Consider the following 14,718-nt stretch of genomic DNA (forward strand, 5'->3'; position numbering starts at 1 on the left):
ATTTTAGTTTAATTTGTTTTTAGTTTTAGCGTGTTATAATCATCTTACTTTCTATAAAGGAGATTACGATGAACATAAGCATTGTAGGAAAACAATTTGAGCTAACAGAGCCAATCAAAAACTATATCCAAGACGCTTTTGATACACTTGGCAAATACAATCTCGACATTATCTCAGCAAGATGTGTTGTAGCAGCCGATGAAAAACAAGGGAAAAAAGGCTTTAATGCAGAATTTTCTCTAAATATGGCTCACAAAGATACGATAGTCGTTCGCCAAAAAGATAAAGATCTTTACGCTGCGATCGATCTTGCTATCGAAAAAGCATCAAAAGTTTTAAGAAGAGAGCATGATAAGAAATTTACTGTTAAAGGCAAGGCTGACGACAAAGAATTTCGCTCAAGAATAGGCGAAGAAAAGATCGAAGGTGTTGAAGAGATCGTGCCTATGGAGCTTGAAATTTATAAACCACTTGAGGTTGAAGAAGCACTTGAAAAACTAAAATCAAGCGATAAACAATTTTACGTATTTAACGATGTTGACGCAAAAATGCGTGTGATCTACAAAAGAACAGACGGAACTTTTGGTCTATACTAAAAATAGGGGCAGCTTTGCCCCTAAAATTTATGCCAATCTACTATAAATTTCTTCTTATAGTTCAAAACCCTGCTTACAAAGACTGCTACGCCAGCAAATGGCTTTAAATTTTCAAAAATAGAATAGATATCCTTGCGTGAGATAGACGTAGATACAAGAAGGCTTCCCTGTAAGCCATTTTAAGAAGATCTTGGCGAACTAATAAACTAGGTTGTAGCTAGTGAAGAGCGTAGCAAAAAAGTATATGCCATAAAAAAGCGGGTGATTTTCTTAAAAATAATTGTAAGCATCAAGATATGGAATTTTTTATGGACTGGAAAAGCGTATGGAAATACGACAAATAGCGCAACAGAGCAAACGAGCTAAAAATATACTTGATAGTACTAGAAATTTTTAAAGATAAAAGAGAAACAAAGCTCTCTTTTTGATTTTTAAAATATCAAATAACTAAAACAAATACTATCTATTTCTATAAATTTTCACTAACCTTTGGTGTAAAGGCCTTATTTATCTTTCTTATCCAAATGATTAGCGAGATAAACAAGATAAAGTAAAATATATAGCTAGCTACCGGCCAACTAGTATCAGTACCGCTTTCTTTTAGTGATATGGCATTTCTAAACTCTTGAAGCATAGAAATTCTATATCCATAATATTTTACAGTTACGTTTTTATCGCTATTTGCAAAGCCCTGAGCCTTGGCTTGTACATCAGCTGAGTTAAATTTAAAATAAAACGGAAATCCCCATGCAGTATCTTCATTTCTATAAGCCATGACTTTATTTGAATTATTAGAATCTTTAGTGTAGATAAAATAAACATCTCTAGTAGGACCATCAGCCGGATTTTTAGCATCGATGATACCATCTTTGTCCATACGTTTGACATCGCCACCTGTGATTTGTACATTTGCATAGTGTGGAAATGAATAATCAACTACAAGAGTCAAAAAAGCGTGTAAGAGTACGATAAAAATAACGCAAATTCTTTTAAAAAATGTAATCATTTCTTTCCTTTTAAATTTGCGTTATTTTATGAAAAGATAGCTTAATAAAGGGGCAAAATACCCCTTTAGTTTTAAGCTTTTTTATTAAGCATAAATTTTAGAAGTTGTGCAAGGAAGCTGATTCCACCGATTATTAAAATCGTATCGCCAATCATTCTTACCCATCTTAAATTTTGTAAGTGTGATTGTTGTAAAAGCTCAGCACTTCTTGCATACCACATACCATGCTCTAGGCTTGCAAATGCTTGATAAATTCCTATTGGAAGTAGTGAAAGCACGATCATTAGCATAAGGCCTATATTTAAGCCCCAAAAACCTACTTTCATAAGTTTCTCATCAAATTCTTGACCTTTGAATAGATAAGTAGCTACTAGCCAAACAAATCCAAGTGCCAAAAATCCATAAACGCCAAATAGCGCAGCATGTCCGTGAACTGGAGTCGTATTTAGGCCTTGGATATAAAATAATGAAATTGGAGGATTGATTAAAAATCCAAATACACCAGCGCCTAGCATATTCCAGAAAGCAACTGCGATAAAGCAGTAAAGTGGCCATTTTAATGTCTTAGCCCAAGTTTGAGCAAACTGAAGTCTGTAGTGCTCATAAGCTTCAGCGCCAAGCAATACAAGAGGAACTACCTCAAGTGCTGAGAAGCTAGCGCCAACTGCCATTATAGGTGTTGTAGTGCCTGCAAAATATAAGTGGTGGAAAGTTCCTGGAATTCCGCCTACTAGGAAAAGTGATGCACTCGCAAGTGTTGAAAACGTAGCAAATCTCTTTGAAACAAGACCAAGACTAACAAATACAAAAGCAAGTGAAGCGGTAGCAAAGACCTCAAAAAAGCCTTCAACCCAAAGGTGTACAACCCACCAGCGCCAGTATTCCATCACTGGAAGTGGACTTCTTTGGCCGTAAAATAATCCTGCTCCGTAAAATAATCCAACTGCAACGGCTGAAGCTGCAAAGATAGCAAGTAAATTTTTGTCACCTTTGTTCTTAAATCCGCCGATAAATCCGCGAAGTAAAAGTAGCATCCAAATGACAAGGCCAACAAATAAAATAATTTGCCAAACACGTCCAAGCTCGATATATTCGTATCCTTGGTGTCCAAACCAAAAGCTTAAATTTATAGGCATAATATTTGCAATCGCTAAATACTCACCAGCAAAACTGCCAACTACAAGGATTAGTAGTGCATAAAATAGTAAATCTACGCCAAGCTTTTGGAATTTTGGATCTTTACCGCCATTTATAATAGGTGCTAGGAAAAGACCGCCTGCTAAAAATCCTGTCGCAATCCAGAAAATACTAGCCTGAATGTGCCATGTTCTAGCAAGTGAATAAGGAATATAAGCTGATAAATTTATACCGTAAAATTCTTGTCCTTCGACTGTATAGTGAGCTGTAAAACCGCCTATTAAAATTTGGAATGCAAAAAGAGCCAAAGTTACAAAAAGATATTTTTTAAGAGCTTTTTGAGATGGAGTTAGGCTTAATTTACTAAGTGGATCTTCGTTAATAGCTTCCAACTTTTCATCATCTTTTTTGCCATAAAAAGAGCTAAACCAAACAAGAAATCCAATACCAGCAATAAGTATTACAACGCTTGCGATTGACCAAAAGATATTTTCGCTTGTTGGTACATTATCGATTAGTGGCTCATGTGGCCAGTTATTTGTGTATGTAGCATCGCTATTAGGTCTATTTGCTGCGGTTGCCCAGGCTGACCAGAAGAAAAAGTTATTAAGATCATCTCTATCAGAAGCATTTGGAAGAGTATTTTCTTTCATCGCATAAGCTTCTCTTAAAGATTTAAACTTAGGGTCATTTCCAAAAAGTGATGAATACTCTTGGCTTACTTGTTTCATAGCCTTTAATCTATCACTACTAAGTACGATTTTATCGTCTTTTACGCCATTTTCTCGGTACTCTTTTTTAAGTAGAACTTTTAGATTTGCCTTTTGCTCATCATTTAAATCAGCATATTTTGAGTGATAAATTTCATCTGCTTTTAACTCTAAAAATATAACCAACTCTTTGTGAAGCCAGTCCGCACTCCAATCAGGTGCTTGATATGCACCGTGTCCCCAAACAGAGCCAACTTGCATACCTCCTATGCTTTGCCAGGCCTCTTGACCTTTATAGATGCTCTCTTTGTCGATCACGACATTGCCATTCTCATCTGTAAAATTTACAACTGGTGGCGAGCTTCTATAAACCTCAACGCCGTAGTAGCCTAAAATACTAAAGCAAATTACTAGTACTGCAACAAGTGCTAGCCAATACTTTTTGTATTCACGCATTGATTCTCCTTTTTTTAAAAATTTTAAGGTGAAGTTTATCTCATTTTAAAAAAGCAGCTAATGATATATGTCAATAAAAGATATATATTGTCTTAATAAAAATTTTAAAAAATTTATGAAATTGGCGGAATTTTACATAGAATTAACCTAAAAATTATTAATATACAACTTTATATTTTTAAAATAAAGGAAAAAAATATGCAAAGAAATTTTTTGCAAAAAATGGCTAAATTTAGCCTTGTCGCTTCACTTTTTATGGCTCTTAGCCTAAACGCAGCTGAGTCTGCTAGAAGCATAACAGATATGCAAGGCGTCAAAGTAGGCGTGCCTGAGAAGGTTGAAAAGATCGCTGCTCTTTGGCACGCAAACAACGAGATCATCCTAGCGCTTGGCGGTATGGATAAAGTTGTAGCTACAACTGATCAGATCAAGAAAAACAAGTGGTTCGCCCTCGTCTATCCAAAACTTAAAAATTTACCAGCCGCGCTTGATGGCAAAGATCTTCAGATCGAAGAGCTTGTTAAGCTTGCTCCTGATGTCGTCGTAGTCTCAAGCAAAAACTATCAAGACGAGCTTAGCAAAAACGGCTTTAGCGCTGTAAATTTGATCTTTAGAGACTATCCAGATATGGAGAAAAGCATCTACGCAACTGCTGAAGTGATCGGCACTGACAAGGCCAGAGCTATGGCTGATAAACTTACAAAAAATATCCAAGATAACACCAAATTTGTAACTGATAGGACAAAAAACATCCCTGATGCTAAACGCCCAAAAGTGCTTCACTTGCTTGGCGGAGCAAATTTATTAAAGGTTGATGGCACAAAAACTATCATAAACACTTGGATAAATTTAGCTGGCGGCAAAAACGCAGTCTCAAAAGAAGGCTCTATGATCGAGCTAACAGCTGAAGAGCTCATCAACGCAAACCCTGATATCATCATCGTTGGCGGAGCTGATACAGATGCACAGATCAAAAGCATAAAAGAAAACCCTGCATACTCAGGCTCAAACGCTGTTAAAAACGGCAAAGTTTATGGTAACCCAAAAGGCGTTTTTGGCTGGGATAGATACGGCGCAGAGAGCGCTCTTCAAATTTTATGGGCAGCAAAGACTATCCAACCAGATCTATTTAAAGATGTAGATGTAAAAGCTAAGACAAAAGAATTTTACAAAGAGTTCTTAAACCACGATCTTAGCGATACAGAGTATGACTATATCTTAAAAGGTCTAAATCCAGACGGTAGCAAAAAATAATATATGAAAAACGCAAATTTTTCATTAGTCACCATTTTTTTAGCTCTGCTAACGCTTCTTTGCGCCTTTGTCGCACTTTGCGTTGGCAGATTTTACATTTCATTTGGCGATGTGTTTAGCGTGCTAGCTCATAGCATTGGTCTGGGAGATGGCGCAGCTAGCAACATCACAAACGTGATAGAAAATTTACGCATCCCTCGCATCATCGCAGCTATACTTGTAGGAGCCGCTCTTAGCGTGAGTGGTGCAGCTTATCAAGGTGTCTTTAAAAACCAGCTAGTAAGCCCTGATCTTCTTGGCGTATCAGCTGGTGCTTGCGTGGGAGCAGCAACTGCGATTATCTTTGATCTATCGCTATTTTGGATACAAATTTTTGCGTTTGGCTTTGGCTTAGCAGCCGTTGCTATCACGCTAGCAATACCTAAGATGATGGGCCGCTCAAGCACGCTTATGCTAGTTCTTTCTGGTATCATCGTAAGCGGTCTAATGGGCTCAGTGATCGGCTTTTTAAAGTATGTCGCTGACCCTGAGACGAAGCTTCCTGACATTGTTTATTGGCAGCTTGGAAGTCTTGCAAAGCTTGATAGTGAAAATTTAAAATACATCGCCCCAGTGATGATCGTCTGCGCTGTTTTGCTAATCGCTATGAGCTGGCGTATAAATTTGCTCTCTCTTGGCGACGAAAGCGCGGCTAGACTTGGCGTAAATGTGGCTTACGAGCGCTCTATCATCATCATCTGCGCCACACTTCTTACAGCTTGTAGCGTCTGCATAAGCGGTATAGTGGCCTGGGTGGGGCTTCTCATGCCTCATTTAGCGCGCATGCTAGTTGGAGCAAATAACATAAGAAGCATGCCTGCAAGCATATTTATGGGTGCTATGTTTTTGCTTTTTGTTGATACCTTGGCACGCAGTATAAGCGTGAGCGAAGTGCCTCTTGGCGTGCTTACTGGCTTTATCGGCACGGTATTTTTCGTCTGGGTCTTGTGGCGAAATAAAAAGGTTGCATGATGCTTGAAGTTAGAAATTTAAACTTTAGCTACCCAAATGGGGCTGGCAAACTAGAAAATGTAAATTTAAAGATAGGCGCAGGTGAGATTTTAACTATTCTTGGTCGAAATGGAGCTGGCAAATCAACCACTCTTGGGCTAATAAGCGGCTCACTCAAGCCAGTTTCGGGAGAAATTTTTCTTGATGGCAAAAATGTTGATAGCCTAAGCAACAAAGAGCGTGCCAAGATCATGGCATATGTGGCTCAAAGCGAGGTAACCGAGTATGAATACACCGGACTTGAGTTCATCACGATGGGACGCGCGGCACACCTTGGCATCTTTGCAAGACCTAGTAAAGAGGACGAAGAGATCGCTAAAATTTACACCAAAAAGCTTGAGATCGAGCACCTTGAAGAGAAATTTATCACTCAAATGAGTGGCGGTCAAAAGCAAATGTGTATGATCGCGCGCGCGATGGCTGCACAACCAAAGATGATTATATTTGACGAGCCAACGAGTGCACTTGATTTTGGCAACCAGTATAAATTTCTACGCACCATTAAGTGGCTAAAAGAGCTTGGCTACTCGGTCGTGCTAACTACTCACAACCCTGACTTTGCCGTGCTTCTTGGCGGATATGTCGCACTTGTAAAAGGTGATGGAAATGTTGAGTTTGGCACGGTTAGCGAGATCATTAGAAGCGAAAATTTAAGCAAGCTTTACGGATTAAGCTTAAACGTAAGCTACATCGACGAAGTAAAAAGAGAGTGCTGTTTAACATATCCTCTTTAAATTTATACTCTCAAAAGAGAAATTCTTTTGAAAGCACTTTTGCATTTTTGCTATTTCACACATACTGCCTTTGGAGTAAAAATGAAAAAGTTAGTTTTGATTTTATTTTTTGCGTGGATGCAGTGGCTTTGACCGTGATCATGACGGCATACCATGTGAGAATATATGCAAAGAACGTAGAGTAAAAAAATAATTTTATTAAAATTTACTCCGCTAAATTTTAAAGCTAACAAAATCAAAAATTTAAGTTAAATTGAAAGCAACTAGGCGTTATTTTTAGCAAGCGCCGCCACCCTAGTCTTTGCAGCCTGTGTAATATCATCCTCGTAGTCATAGAAGTTAAATGTCGCTCCATGCTGTACAAAGCCATTTAGTATGTCGCCACTTTGTCGGTTTTTAAGATCAAGCTCGGCCACCTTAAAGCCGTCATTTGTTGCACAAAATTCTTTTAACCTAGCAGGCGTCTCTTTTAGCTTGGTGAACAAAAAGCAGTATCCATCGCCGCCGTTTCGTCCCACCCTTCCTCGTAGCTGATGAAGCGTAGCAAGGCCGAGCCGCTCAGCACCCACGATCACTATCGTATTTAGCCTTGGCAGCGAGATACCAACCTCAACAACAGTGGTTGAAAGCAAAATTTCGCCCTCTTCCCTAAAGCGCCTTAAAATTTCCTCTTTTTCCTTGTCCTTACCGTGCGTGACGAAAACATTTTTGAAATTCTTTAGCCAAAAGCCCTGCGCCTCATTTAGGCTTTGGTAGTTTGAGCTCTCACTGCTCTCAACTAGAGGATAAATGATAGCCACTTGAAAGCCACCTCCAAGCTGCTTTTTGATGTGAGTTATTAAAAAGCCAAACTCACTAGCGCCTAAAATTTGGCTCGTTATATTTTTCTTAAACGGCATCTGCTTTAAAAAGCTAAAATTTACGATCTCAGACTGGATTAAACTGAGCGTCCTTGGTATCGGTGTAGCCGAAAACTGCACAAAATTTGCTCGCTCATTCTCGTTTGAGGCGAGCTCCTCTATCTTTTTGCGTTGATTTGAGCCAAAGCGGTGCTGCTCATCGACCATGACAAGCGGCGAATTTGGTAACTCGTGAAATAGAAGCGCATGCGTACCAACGATCAAATTTACCCCGTCAAAATCAAGCTTTTTCTCTCCGCTTTGAACCAACATCACATTCACAAAAGATGGCAATAGCCTCTTTGCTTCATTATAAATTTGCTCGCTTAAGATGCTAGTTGGTGCCATCAAAATAGCAGTTTTTGGATAGACACTAAGTGCGGCTGCTAGGATCACCAGCGTCTTACCACTCCCCACATCGCCCATTATGACGCGTCTTTTTGCCTGCACAGCACTAAGGTCGTCTCTTATATCATTTATCGCGTTTATCTGGTCGTTTGTCGGCATAAATGGCAAGCCCTTTAGCCAAGAGCTTATATCAAAAAGCTCTATTTTAGGACTTTTAAAATAAGTTTTTTTCGCACTTAGCTTTTTTATGTAGTTAAAAATTTCTACAAATTTTAAAATGTGCGTACCCTCATTGTCGTTTTTTAGGCGGTATAAAATTTGTACGCTTTGCTCATCTAGCCTTTGCAGATCAGCTAGAAATTTAGCCTCTTTTTCACTTAAGCCCTCGGCTAATAAATTTTGTAAATTTATATATTTTAAAACAAGTTTTTTGACTTCATCATCTTTGAGCTCGGTCTTAAATTTAGGCACGATCTGGCCTATTTTTGTGGTGATTTTTGGATTTACGATCTGCCACGAGCCAAAGGCGTAGGAGCAAAGCCCATATATCGCCATCTCTTTGCCAACCTTAAAAGCGCCGTAGTGCCAAGACTTTGCGTTAAAAATGACGATCTTTACACTACTTTGCCACTGCTCGCAAAAGGCAAGTGCTGTTAGCATACCAGGGCGCGAGGCGAGCGAGGTGATCTTTACATTTATGCAGATCTGCCCTTCTCTTGGGCTCTTAGCGATCGTCGTATCCTCAAAGCCCTTTGGTAGCACAAGAGCAAGGTCAAGTAGGCTAAGCACGCCTATTTTTAGAAGTTTTGCCCTATCGCTTGCTTCAAATTTCATTTTTTAAGACGCAAAAACTTAGCTCGTTTATCTCTGCGTGAGCTTTTATGAAGCTATTTAGCTCGTTTAGCGAAAGGGCTGAAATTTTATCTAGATCCTTTAAAAATCCCCCAAGCTCACCATGCTCATAAAACTCGCCTTGTGCGATGTCAAGGCGCTTAAATAGCGTCTCAAGCCTAAGTGGCAACGAACCAAGTAAAAATTTCTTCGCCTGCTCAAGCTCGGCCTTGCTAACGCCTTTTTTGCTAAATTTTAAAATTTCTTCTTTTATAACAGCGATGGCCTCATCTTTTTTCTCATTTTTTGTCTGCATGTAGCCGTAAAGCTGGCTGTAAGAGAGATTTAGCAAATTTCTAGCGTAGGCGCTATACGCAAGCCCTCTTTTCACGCGGATCTCCTCCATGAGCCTCGAGCCAAAGCCACCCTCGCCTAAAATAAATGTCGCCACTGCGGCCTTGTATTTCTCCTCAGGTTTTACATTAAATGGCGCACCAAAGTAGATGTAGGCTTGCTCGCTTTGCCTGATGATCTCGCTGCTTTCGCACTTGTTGCTTGGGCTAAAGCGCTCTAGTTTTCGCACCTTGCCAGGTTTTAGTATCTCCAAAACACTAGCAAGCTCTTTTGCCTGCTTCTCGTCGATGTCGCCACCTAGCACGCAAAGCAAATTTGAAAGGTCTAAATGCTCGTTTAAAAACTTTCTCACATCTTCAAGCGTGATCGCTTTTATGCTCTTTTTAGTGCCGATACTAGGCTCTGAAAGCACGCTTTTTGGATACAAAAGCTCAAAAAGCCCCTGCCTTGCTAAGTAGTCAAAGTCGTTTTCATTTGCTGCGATCTCGCCAAGTGTGACGGTTTTGCACCTATTTAGAATTTCATCAGTTAAATTTGGAGCGCTTATAAGCTCTTTTAGCTTGCCGCACGCAAAGGCAAAGTGCTCTTTTAAGCAGTTTAGATCGATGCAAAATGTCTCAAAGCCGCAGCTTGCATTTAGGCTGATCGCCCTTACTTCAAGCTCTTTAGCAAATTTAGCCGAGCCTAGCTTCATATCGCCCTCGTTTAGTAAATTTGCACTTAGTCTTGCAAGACCTGCAAGCTTGCCATTTTGCGAGCTACCAGCTGCTTTGAAAACTAGCTTTAGGCTCACTACTGGCATCGCTTTTGAGCTTTCAAAAACGACTGGGATTTTTACATTTTTTACATTGATATCTAAAATTTTCATCTAAAATTTCTCCAAAATATCGTAGTTTGTGTTACGCTTAGCTGGGATTTCTCCAACATCTTTTATAAGCTCGATCATCTGGTCTTGGTTCATCCTAAAGCTAGCACCTGCCGCCTTTACAACATTTTCCTCCATCATTGTGCTACCAAGGTCGTTTGCGCCAAAAAGAAGCGCTAGCTGACCTACGTAGCTGCCCTGCGTGACCCAGCTACTTTGGATATTTTTAAAGTTATCCAAAAAGAGCCTTGAGACTGCAAGAAGCCTTAGATAGACGTTTGAGCTTTGCTTTTTGATCTCTGGAATTTCTTGCATGAGCTTTGTATTTAGCCCTTGAAAGCTCCAAAGTATAAAGGCTCTAAATCCAGCCGTTTCATCTTGTAAATTTCTGATGTGCTCCCAGTGCTCCACGATCTCGCGAGTGCTCTCAACAGTGCCAAACATCATTGTAGCAGTCGTTTTCATGCCAAGTTCGTGCGCCTCTTTGTGTATGCGAAGCCAGTCTGCGGTGTCGCACTTTTTAGGGGCGATGATATCACGCACCCTGTCGCTTAAAATTTCCGCTCCAGCCCCTGGCATCGAGTATAAACCCTTTTCGTTTAGGCGTCTTAAGACCTCTTTTGTAGAAATTTTTGAAATTCTTGCGATGTAGTCGATCTCAACGGCAGAAAAGCCATGTATCGTGATGCTTGGATAGTGTTTGCTGATGTAGCTCACTAGCTCCTCGTACCACTCGATCTTTAGCTTTGGATGAACGCCGCCTTGAAATAAAATTTGCGTGCCGCCAATGGCGATTAGCTCCTCTATCTTCTTGCCGATCTCCTCAAAACTTAGCACGTAAGCGTCTTCTTCTTTTGCGTGGCGGTAAAATGCGCAAAATTTACAATCCACCCAGCAGACATTTGTATAGTTGATGTTGCGATCTACGATGAAGGTCGTTATGCCATCTGGATGAAGCTCTTTTTTTCTAGCTAGTGCCATCTTGCCAAGCTCGTGAAGCGGTGCATTTTCTATAAGATCGATGGCTTCATTTACACTAAGTCTTTTCAAATTTAACCTTTTATTTTGCTTATTTTTGGGCGAGAGTTTAGCCAAAAATGCTTTTAAATATGATAAATCAGGCGTTATGAAAAATTAATTTTTAAAGGCTAAAATGTGAGAAATTCTTTAAAGGAGCGAATTATGAAAAAGGTTATATTTGCCGTTATTTGCGGACTATTTTTAGTTGGTTGTGCTAAAAATGAGCCAAAGCCAAACGAAGCTGGACACGCAGAATGTGGCTGCCCTCACCACCAAAACATGGCGACAAAAGATAAGGGAAGTTGCGAACACCACGGCGACATGCAAAATGGTGGCCATGCACATGACCACCAAATGATGCATAAACATTAATAAAAGTGCCAACTGGCACTTTTATCCAACTATCACCTTGTCACCTTTGGTGCCAAGAACTGTCACTTTTTCTCCGTTAGCTAAATTTCCGTCATATTTCCAAAGAGTGCCTTTGAAATAGACCATATTTTCTCTGATCTCGCCAACTCCGGCTTCGTCTAAAAATTCCTCGTTAAAACTCTCTTTTCTGGACATAAATTTACTCTTCAACGGCGCTTTTAAAAGCACAAGGAGCACGATCGCAATCGCTGCCGTAATTAAAATTTGATAGCTCCAAGCAAAACTAAAACCAAAATTTATAGCTCCAACTACTATAAAAGCTATGCCAAAAAATAGCAAATAAAACGAGAAAAAGATAAACTCGGTGATGCACAAAACCACACCAATTGCTATCATTATAAAAGGGCTGATCACGCCTTATCCTTAGCTAGGAAATTTTTCAAAACGCTAAGTGAGCCAATAAGCTCAGTCGCCTCATAAGGGACTAAAATTTTATCTTTTGAGCTATTTTTAGCTAGCTCGCTAAATGCCCCGACTCTATCGCGCGCGAGCAAAAATTCAGCCGCATTTGCGTTTTTGCTCATACTATCATTTATCATATCCATAGCCTCTTTTTGAGCCGTTGCGATAGCGATTTGCTCGTATTTTTTCGCATCAGCCATACGCTCTATAGCCTCTGCTTGAAGTACTTTTTCTTGTTTTAGCGCCTCTGCGTTGCGTATTAGTGCCTCTTTTTCAGCCAAGGCTTTTAGCTCGATCGCACGTTTTTCACGCTCAGCTTTCATCTGCATATTCATCGCCTCTTCGATGCCAAGTGGGACAGAAATTTCAGAAATTTCTACACGCATGATCTTTACGCCCCAGTTGCCAGCAGCGTCGCCAAGAGCCACTTGAAGTGCGGCATTTAGGCGGTCACGTGAGCTTAGTGTATCGTCAAGATTCATCGCGCCTATCTCGCCACGAAGCGTTGTCATGGCTAAATTTGCAATGGCACGCTTGTAGTTATCTACGTTATAAACCGCCATTTTCGCGTCAAAGACCTTTAAAAAGACGATACCATCGACGCTTATGTTTACGTTATCTTTTGTAATGACTTGCTGTTTTGTGATGTCTACTAGCTGCTCTTTTACGGTGATTATCGCTCTTATTTGATCGACAAATGGGATAATTATGTGAAATCCACCGTCAAGCACTTTGTGGAATTTACCAAGTCGCTCGATGAGTAGATTATCAGCTTGTGAGACGATCTTGATGCCAGCCTTTAAAAACAAGAACGCAAAGATAACCAGAACTACGACTAAAACGCCAAATGCTTCGATTTGCATTTTTACTCCTTTAATTTATAATTTGTTATTTTCTTAAGTATTATAATACATTTTAAATTTTATTTTCAAAAAGGATTAGCATGAAAAAATTTATATTTGCACTAAGTGCGGCCCTACTTTTGGCAGGTTGTGCCTCATCTAGCCAAAATGCAAACGTCCCACAAGGCAAATGTGAAGTAAAAAGTAGCTGCGAAGCTCCAATTAGCAGCATTGAGGGCACTTATAAAGCATTTTTGCCTTGCGCTAGCTGCATGGGTGTTGATTCACGCTTAACATTAAAAAAAGATGGTACATTTGAAAGTGTGATGGACTACAAGTCAAAAGACAACTACAAAGCCGTTAGCAAAGGCAAGTACTCAATAGAAAATGGTGTGATAACAACGATTGATGAGTATAAAGAAAAGAGCTTTTATAAAATAGAAGGCGAGAACCTAAAAATGCTAGATATGGATCAAAAAGAGGTCACTGGCGAGCTAAAAGATAAATACATCTTTAAACGCGTAAAATAAATTTTAAAGGCAAAATGATATAATTTTGCAATTTTTAAGGAGTTGCAAATGAAATATCTTTTTGCCATACTTATCTCATTTTTCATCCTTGGCTGCGCAAAAAATGAAAATTTAGAGCCAAAACAAAGCACACAAAATATAGCAAAAGAAGACAAGCCGTTAGTTCAGGCAAATACACCCAAAAAGCCAGAAAAGCTAATACTTCCAAACTCAATTTATAGTAGTTTTCACACTATTTTGCCTTGCCCAAACTGCGAAGGCATAAAAACTATCATCACGTTAAATAAAGACAAAACCTATACAAAAACAATGCTTACTATGGATAAAGAAATAAGCTTGGTTGAAAAAAATGGCACATTTGATGTTGATGATAGTGCTATCATTTTAAAAGATGAAAATGGCAATCTTAGCTACTTCGCACCAAATAAAAACTCACTTCTTCAGCTTGATGACAAGAAAAATAAGCGAGTTGGCGTGCTAGCTCAAATTTATAATTTCGAGCCAGTAAATAAAGCTTACAAAGATAGTTTTTTTGCTAGATTCTCTAAATTTAAAGACAAAAATGGCTTTTTAGATATTATCATCACGCCAAGTAAAAATGGTGCAAGAGCAACATTTTACTCATCGTTAAAAAACGGCTCCCCAATTTGTGAGTTTAGCTCTGAGCTTTTTTATGACAAAGGAATTTTTTATCTTTTAGATGAAAAAGGCATAGCCTTAAGCATACACAAGATAAATGGCGATCTATTTATAATCGCAAATGATAAAATTTGTAAAAGTGCTCACATAAGCGGGCATTACAAAAAAAGTAAAGGCTATAAAAATATCTTTGGTAAAGGATTTTTTGCAGAGCTGACAAACGAATCAGCAAATAGAGATGTGATAAAAATTTATGGCTCAAAAAACATAAAACGAGATAACACAAAAAAAGAAAACAGCTACATCGTAACAAGTAAAAGTGAAAGAATTTTTGAATACACCTTGCTAAATGGCATTATCACAAGCATTGAAATTTATTCAAACGAGTTTAAAACTCCAGAAAATATCAGCCTTAAATCAAATTTCAAAGATATAAAAAACTCTCTTGTTATCTCTAAATTTAGTAGTGACAAAAACAATATCTATCTAAAAATAGATAGCCACGATATGTTAATCACACTAAAAAATCCACTTACCAAAGAGATAACAAGCCTAAACGATATCCCAGATGAAACAAAGATAGAGCAAATAACGCTAATGTGGAATCAATAAG

At 39.0% G+C, this 14,718-nt stretch carries 15 protein-coding genes; 8 read left to right on the forward strand and 7 right to left on the reverse strand.

The annotated features are described in order from the left end of the window. The first annotated feature begins 68 nt into the window (after positions 1-68). Positions 69-596, forward strand: a complete 528-nt coding sequence (hpf, locus tag CVS97_RS03270) for a ribosome hibernation-promoting factor, HPF/YfiA family (protein WP_021090930.1) — start codon at positions 69-71, stop codon at positions 594-596. Between the two features lie 469 nt (positions 597-1,065). On the opposite strand, the gene CVS97_RS03275 is transcribed toward hpf, so the two are convergent. Both CVS97_RS03275 and CVS97_RS03280 read right to left on the reverse strand, forming a co-directional pair. Further along, complete coding sequence (locus tag CVS97_RS03275) at positions 1,066-1,602, reverse strand: DUF1523 family protein (protein ID WP_107785050.1); 537 nt, start codon at positions 1,600-1,602, stop codon at positions 1,066-1,068. A gap of 71 nt (positions 1,603-1,673) precedes the next feature. Next, positions 1,674-3,905, reverse strand: a complete 2,232-nt coding sequence (locus tag CVS97_RS03280) for a nitric-oxide reductase large subunit (protein WP_107785051.1) — start codon at positions 3,903-3,905, stop codon at positions 1,674-1,676. A gap of 198 nt (positions 3,906-4,103) precedes the next feature. On the opposite strand from CVS97_RS03280, the gene CVS97_RS03285 reads away from it, so the two are divergent. The 4 genes from CVS97_RS03285 to CVS97_RS09630 all read left to right on the forward strand — a co-directional run bounded on the left by CVS97_RS03285 (position 4,104) and on the right by CVS97_RS09630 (position 7,136). After that, positions 4,104-5,159 carry an ABC transporter substrate-binding protein gene (locus tag CVS97_RS03285; protein ID WP_107785052.1) on the forward strand — a complete coding sequence of 352 codons (1,056 nt, stop codon included), beginning with the start codon at positions 4,104-4,106 and terminating at the stop codon, positions 5,157-5,159. Between the two features lie 3 nt (positions 5,160-5,162). After that, entirely contained in the window at positions 5,163-6,170 is a 1,008-nt protein-coding gene (locus tag CVS97_RS03290; RefSeq protein ID WP_107785053.1) for a FecCD family ABC transporter permease, read from the forward strand. Beyond that, positions 6,170-6,943: an ABC transporter ATP-binding protein gene (locus tag CVS97_RS03295; RefSeq protein ID WP_107785054.1), complete on the forward strand. Its 774-nt coding sequence runs from the start codon at positions 6,170-6,172 to the stop codon at positions 6,941-6,943. Before CVS97_RS03290 ends, CVS97_RS03295 begins: the two co-directional genes overlap by 1 nt. 109 nt (positions 6,944-7,052) lie before the next feature. Then, positions 7,053-7,136 (forward strand): excalibur calcium-binding domain-containing protein, encoded by an 84-nt coding sequence (locus CVS97_RS09630; protein ID WP_107785055.1) that lies wholly within the window; start codon positions 7,053-7,055, stop codon positions 7,134-7,136. Positions 7,137-7,206: 70 nt separating this feature from the next. Here the strand turns inward: CVS97_RS09630 and recG are convergent, their stop codons facing one another. The 3 genes from recG to CVS97_RS03315 are packed head-to-tail and all read right to left on the reverse strand — an operon-like array spanning position 7,207 to position 11,290. After that, entirely contained in the window at positions 7,207-9,024 is a 1,818-nt protein-coding gene (gene recG / locus CVS97_RS03305) for an ATP-dependent DNA helicase RecG (RefSeq protein WP_107785056.1), read from the reverse strand. Next, positions 9,014-10,243 (reverse strand): M16 family metallopeptidase, encoded by a 1,230-nt coding sequence (locus tag CVS97_RS03310; RefSeq protein ID WP_107785057.1) that lies wholly within the window; start codon positions 10,241-10,243, stop codon positions 9,014-9,016. Before CVS97_RS03310 ends, recG begins: the two co-directional genes overlap by 11 nt. Continuing rightward, positions 10,244-11,290, reverse strand: coding sequence for a dehypoxanthine futalosine cyclase (locus CVS97_RS03315; protein WP_107785058.1), 1,047 nt, complete (start codon positions 11,288-11,290; stop codon positions 10,244-10,246). 132 nt (positions 11,291-11,422) lie between these two features. Here CVS97_RS03315 and CVS97_RS03320 point away from each other — a divergent pair, with 132 nt between their 5' ends. Further along, entirely contained in the window at positions 11,423-11,632 is a 210-nt protein-coding gene (locus CVS97_RS03320; protein ID WP_107785059.1) for a hypothetical protein, read from the forward strand. A gap of 21 nt (positions 11,633-11,653) precedes the next feature. Here the strand turns inward: CVS97_RS03320 and CVS97_RS03325 are convergent, their stop codons facing one another. Together CVS97_RS03325 and CVS97_RS03330 are read right to left on the reverse strand one after the other, a co-directional pair. After that, positions 11,654-12,046 (reverse strand): NfeD family protein, encoded by a 393-nt coding sequence (locus tag CVS97_RS03325; protein WP_107785060.1) that lies wholly within the window; start codon positions 12,044-12,046, stop codon positions 11,654-11,656. After that, positions 12,043-12,957: an SPFH domain-containing protein gene (locus CVS97_RS03330; protein ID WP_054196349.1), complete on the reverse strand. Its 915-nt coding sequence runs from the start codon at positions 12,955-12,957 to the stop codon at positions 12,043-12,045. The genes CVS97_RS03325 and CVS97_RS03330 overlap by 4 nt, the downstream gene beginning before the upstream one ends. An 80-nt stretch (positions 12,958-13,037) precedes the next feature. Between CVS97_RS03330 and CVS97_RS03335 the strand changes: the two genes are divergently transcribed. Together CVS97_RS03335 and CVS97_RS03340 are read left to right on the forward strand one after the other, a co-directional pair. Further along, positions 13,038-13,466 (forward strand): copper resistance protein NlpE, encoded by a 429-nt coding sequence (locus tag CVS97_RS03335; protein ID WP_107785061.1) that lies wholly within the window; start codon positions 13,038-13,040, stop codon positions 13,464-13,466. A gap of 48 nt (positions 13,467-13,514) precedes the next feature. Further along, complete coding sequence (locus CVS97_RS03340) at positions 13,515-14,717, forward strand: copper resistance protein NlpE (RefSeq protein ID WP_107785062.1); 1,203 nt, start codon at positions 13,515-13,517, stop codon at positions 14,715-14,717. Position 14,718: the final 1 nt, after the last annotated feature.

The sequence above is a fragment of the Campylobacter concisus genome (assembly GCF_003049735.1).
GTDB classification, from domain to species: domain Bacteria; phylum Campylobacterota; class Campylobacteria; order Campylobacterales; family Campylobacteraceae; genus Campylobacter_A; species Campylobacter_A concisus_AN.

Bases quoted from the DNA above. Each gene is read 5' to 3' on its own strand.
- CVS97_RS03295 (WP_107785054.1), top strand. From the start codon at position 6,170: ATGCTTGAAGTTAGAAATTTAAACTTTAGCTACCCAAATGGGGCTGGC.
- recG (WP_107785056.1), bottom strand. From the start codon at position 9,024: ATGAAATTTGAAGCAAGCGATAGGGCAAAACTTCTAAAAATAGGCGTG.
- CVS97_RS03310 (WP_107785057.1), bottom strand. From the start codon at position 10,243: ATGAAAATTTTAGATATCAATGTAAAAAATGTAAAAATCCCAGTCGTT.
- CVS97_RS03335 (WP_107785061.1), top strand. From the start codon at position 13,038: ATGAAAAAATTTATATTTGCACTAAGTGCGGCCCTACTTTTGGCAGGT.
- CVS97_RS03340 (WP_107785062.1), top strand. From the start codon at position 13,515: ATGAAATATCTTTTTGCCATACTTATCTCATTTTTCATCCTTGGCTGC.
- CVS97_RS03275 (WP_107785050.1), bottom strand. From the start codon at position 1,602: ATGATTACATTTTTTAAAAGAATTTGCGTTATTTTTATCGTACTCTTA.
- CVS97_RS03330 (WP_054196349.1), bottom strand. From the start codon at position 12,957: ATGCAAATCGAAGCATTTGGCGTTTTAGTCGTAGTTCTGGTTATCTTT.
- CVS97_RS03290 (WP_107785053.1), top strand. From the start codon at position 5,163: ATGAAAAACGCAAATTTTTCATTAGTCACCATTTTTTTAGCTCTGCTA.
- CVS97_RS03280 (WP_107785051.1), bottom strand. From the start codon at position 3,905: ATGCGTGAATACAAAAAGTATTGGCTAGCACTTGTTGCAGTACTAGTA.
- CVS97_RS03320 (WP_107785059.1), top strand. From the start codon at position 11,423: ATGAAAAAGGTTATATTTGCCGTTATTTGCGGACTATTTTTAGTTGGT.
- hpf (WP_021090930.1), top strand. From the start codon at position 69: ATGAACATAAGCATTGTAGGAAAACAATTTGAGCTAACAGAGCCAATC.
- CVS97_RS03285 (WP_107785052.1), top strand. From the start codon at position 4,104: ATGCAAAGAAATTTTTTGCAAAAAATGGCTAAATTTAGCCTTGTCGCT.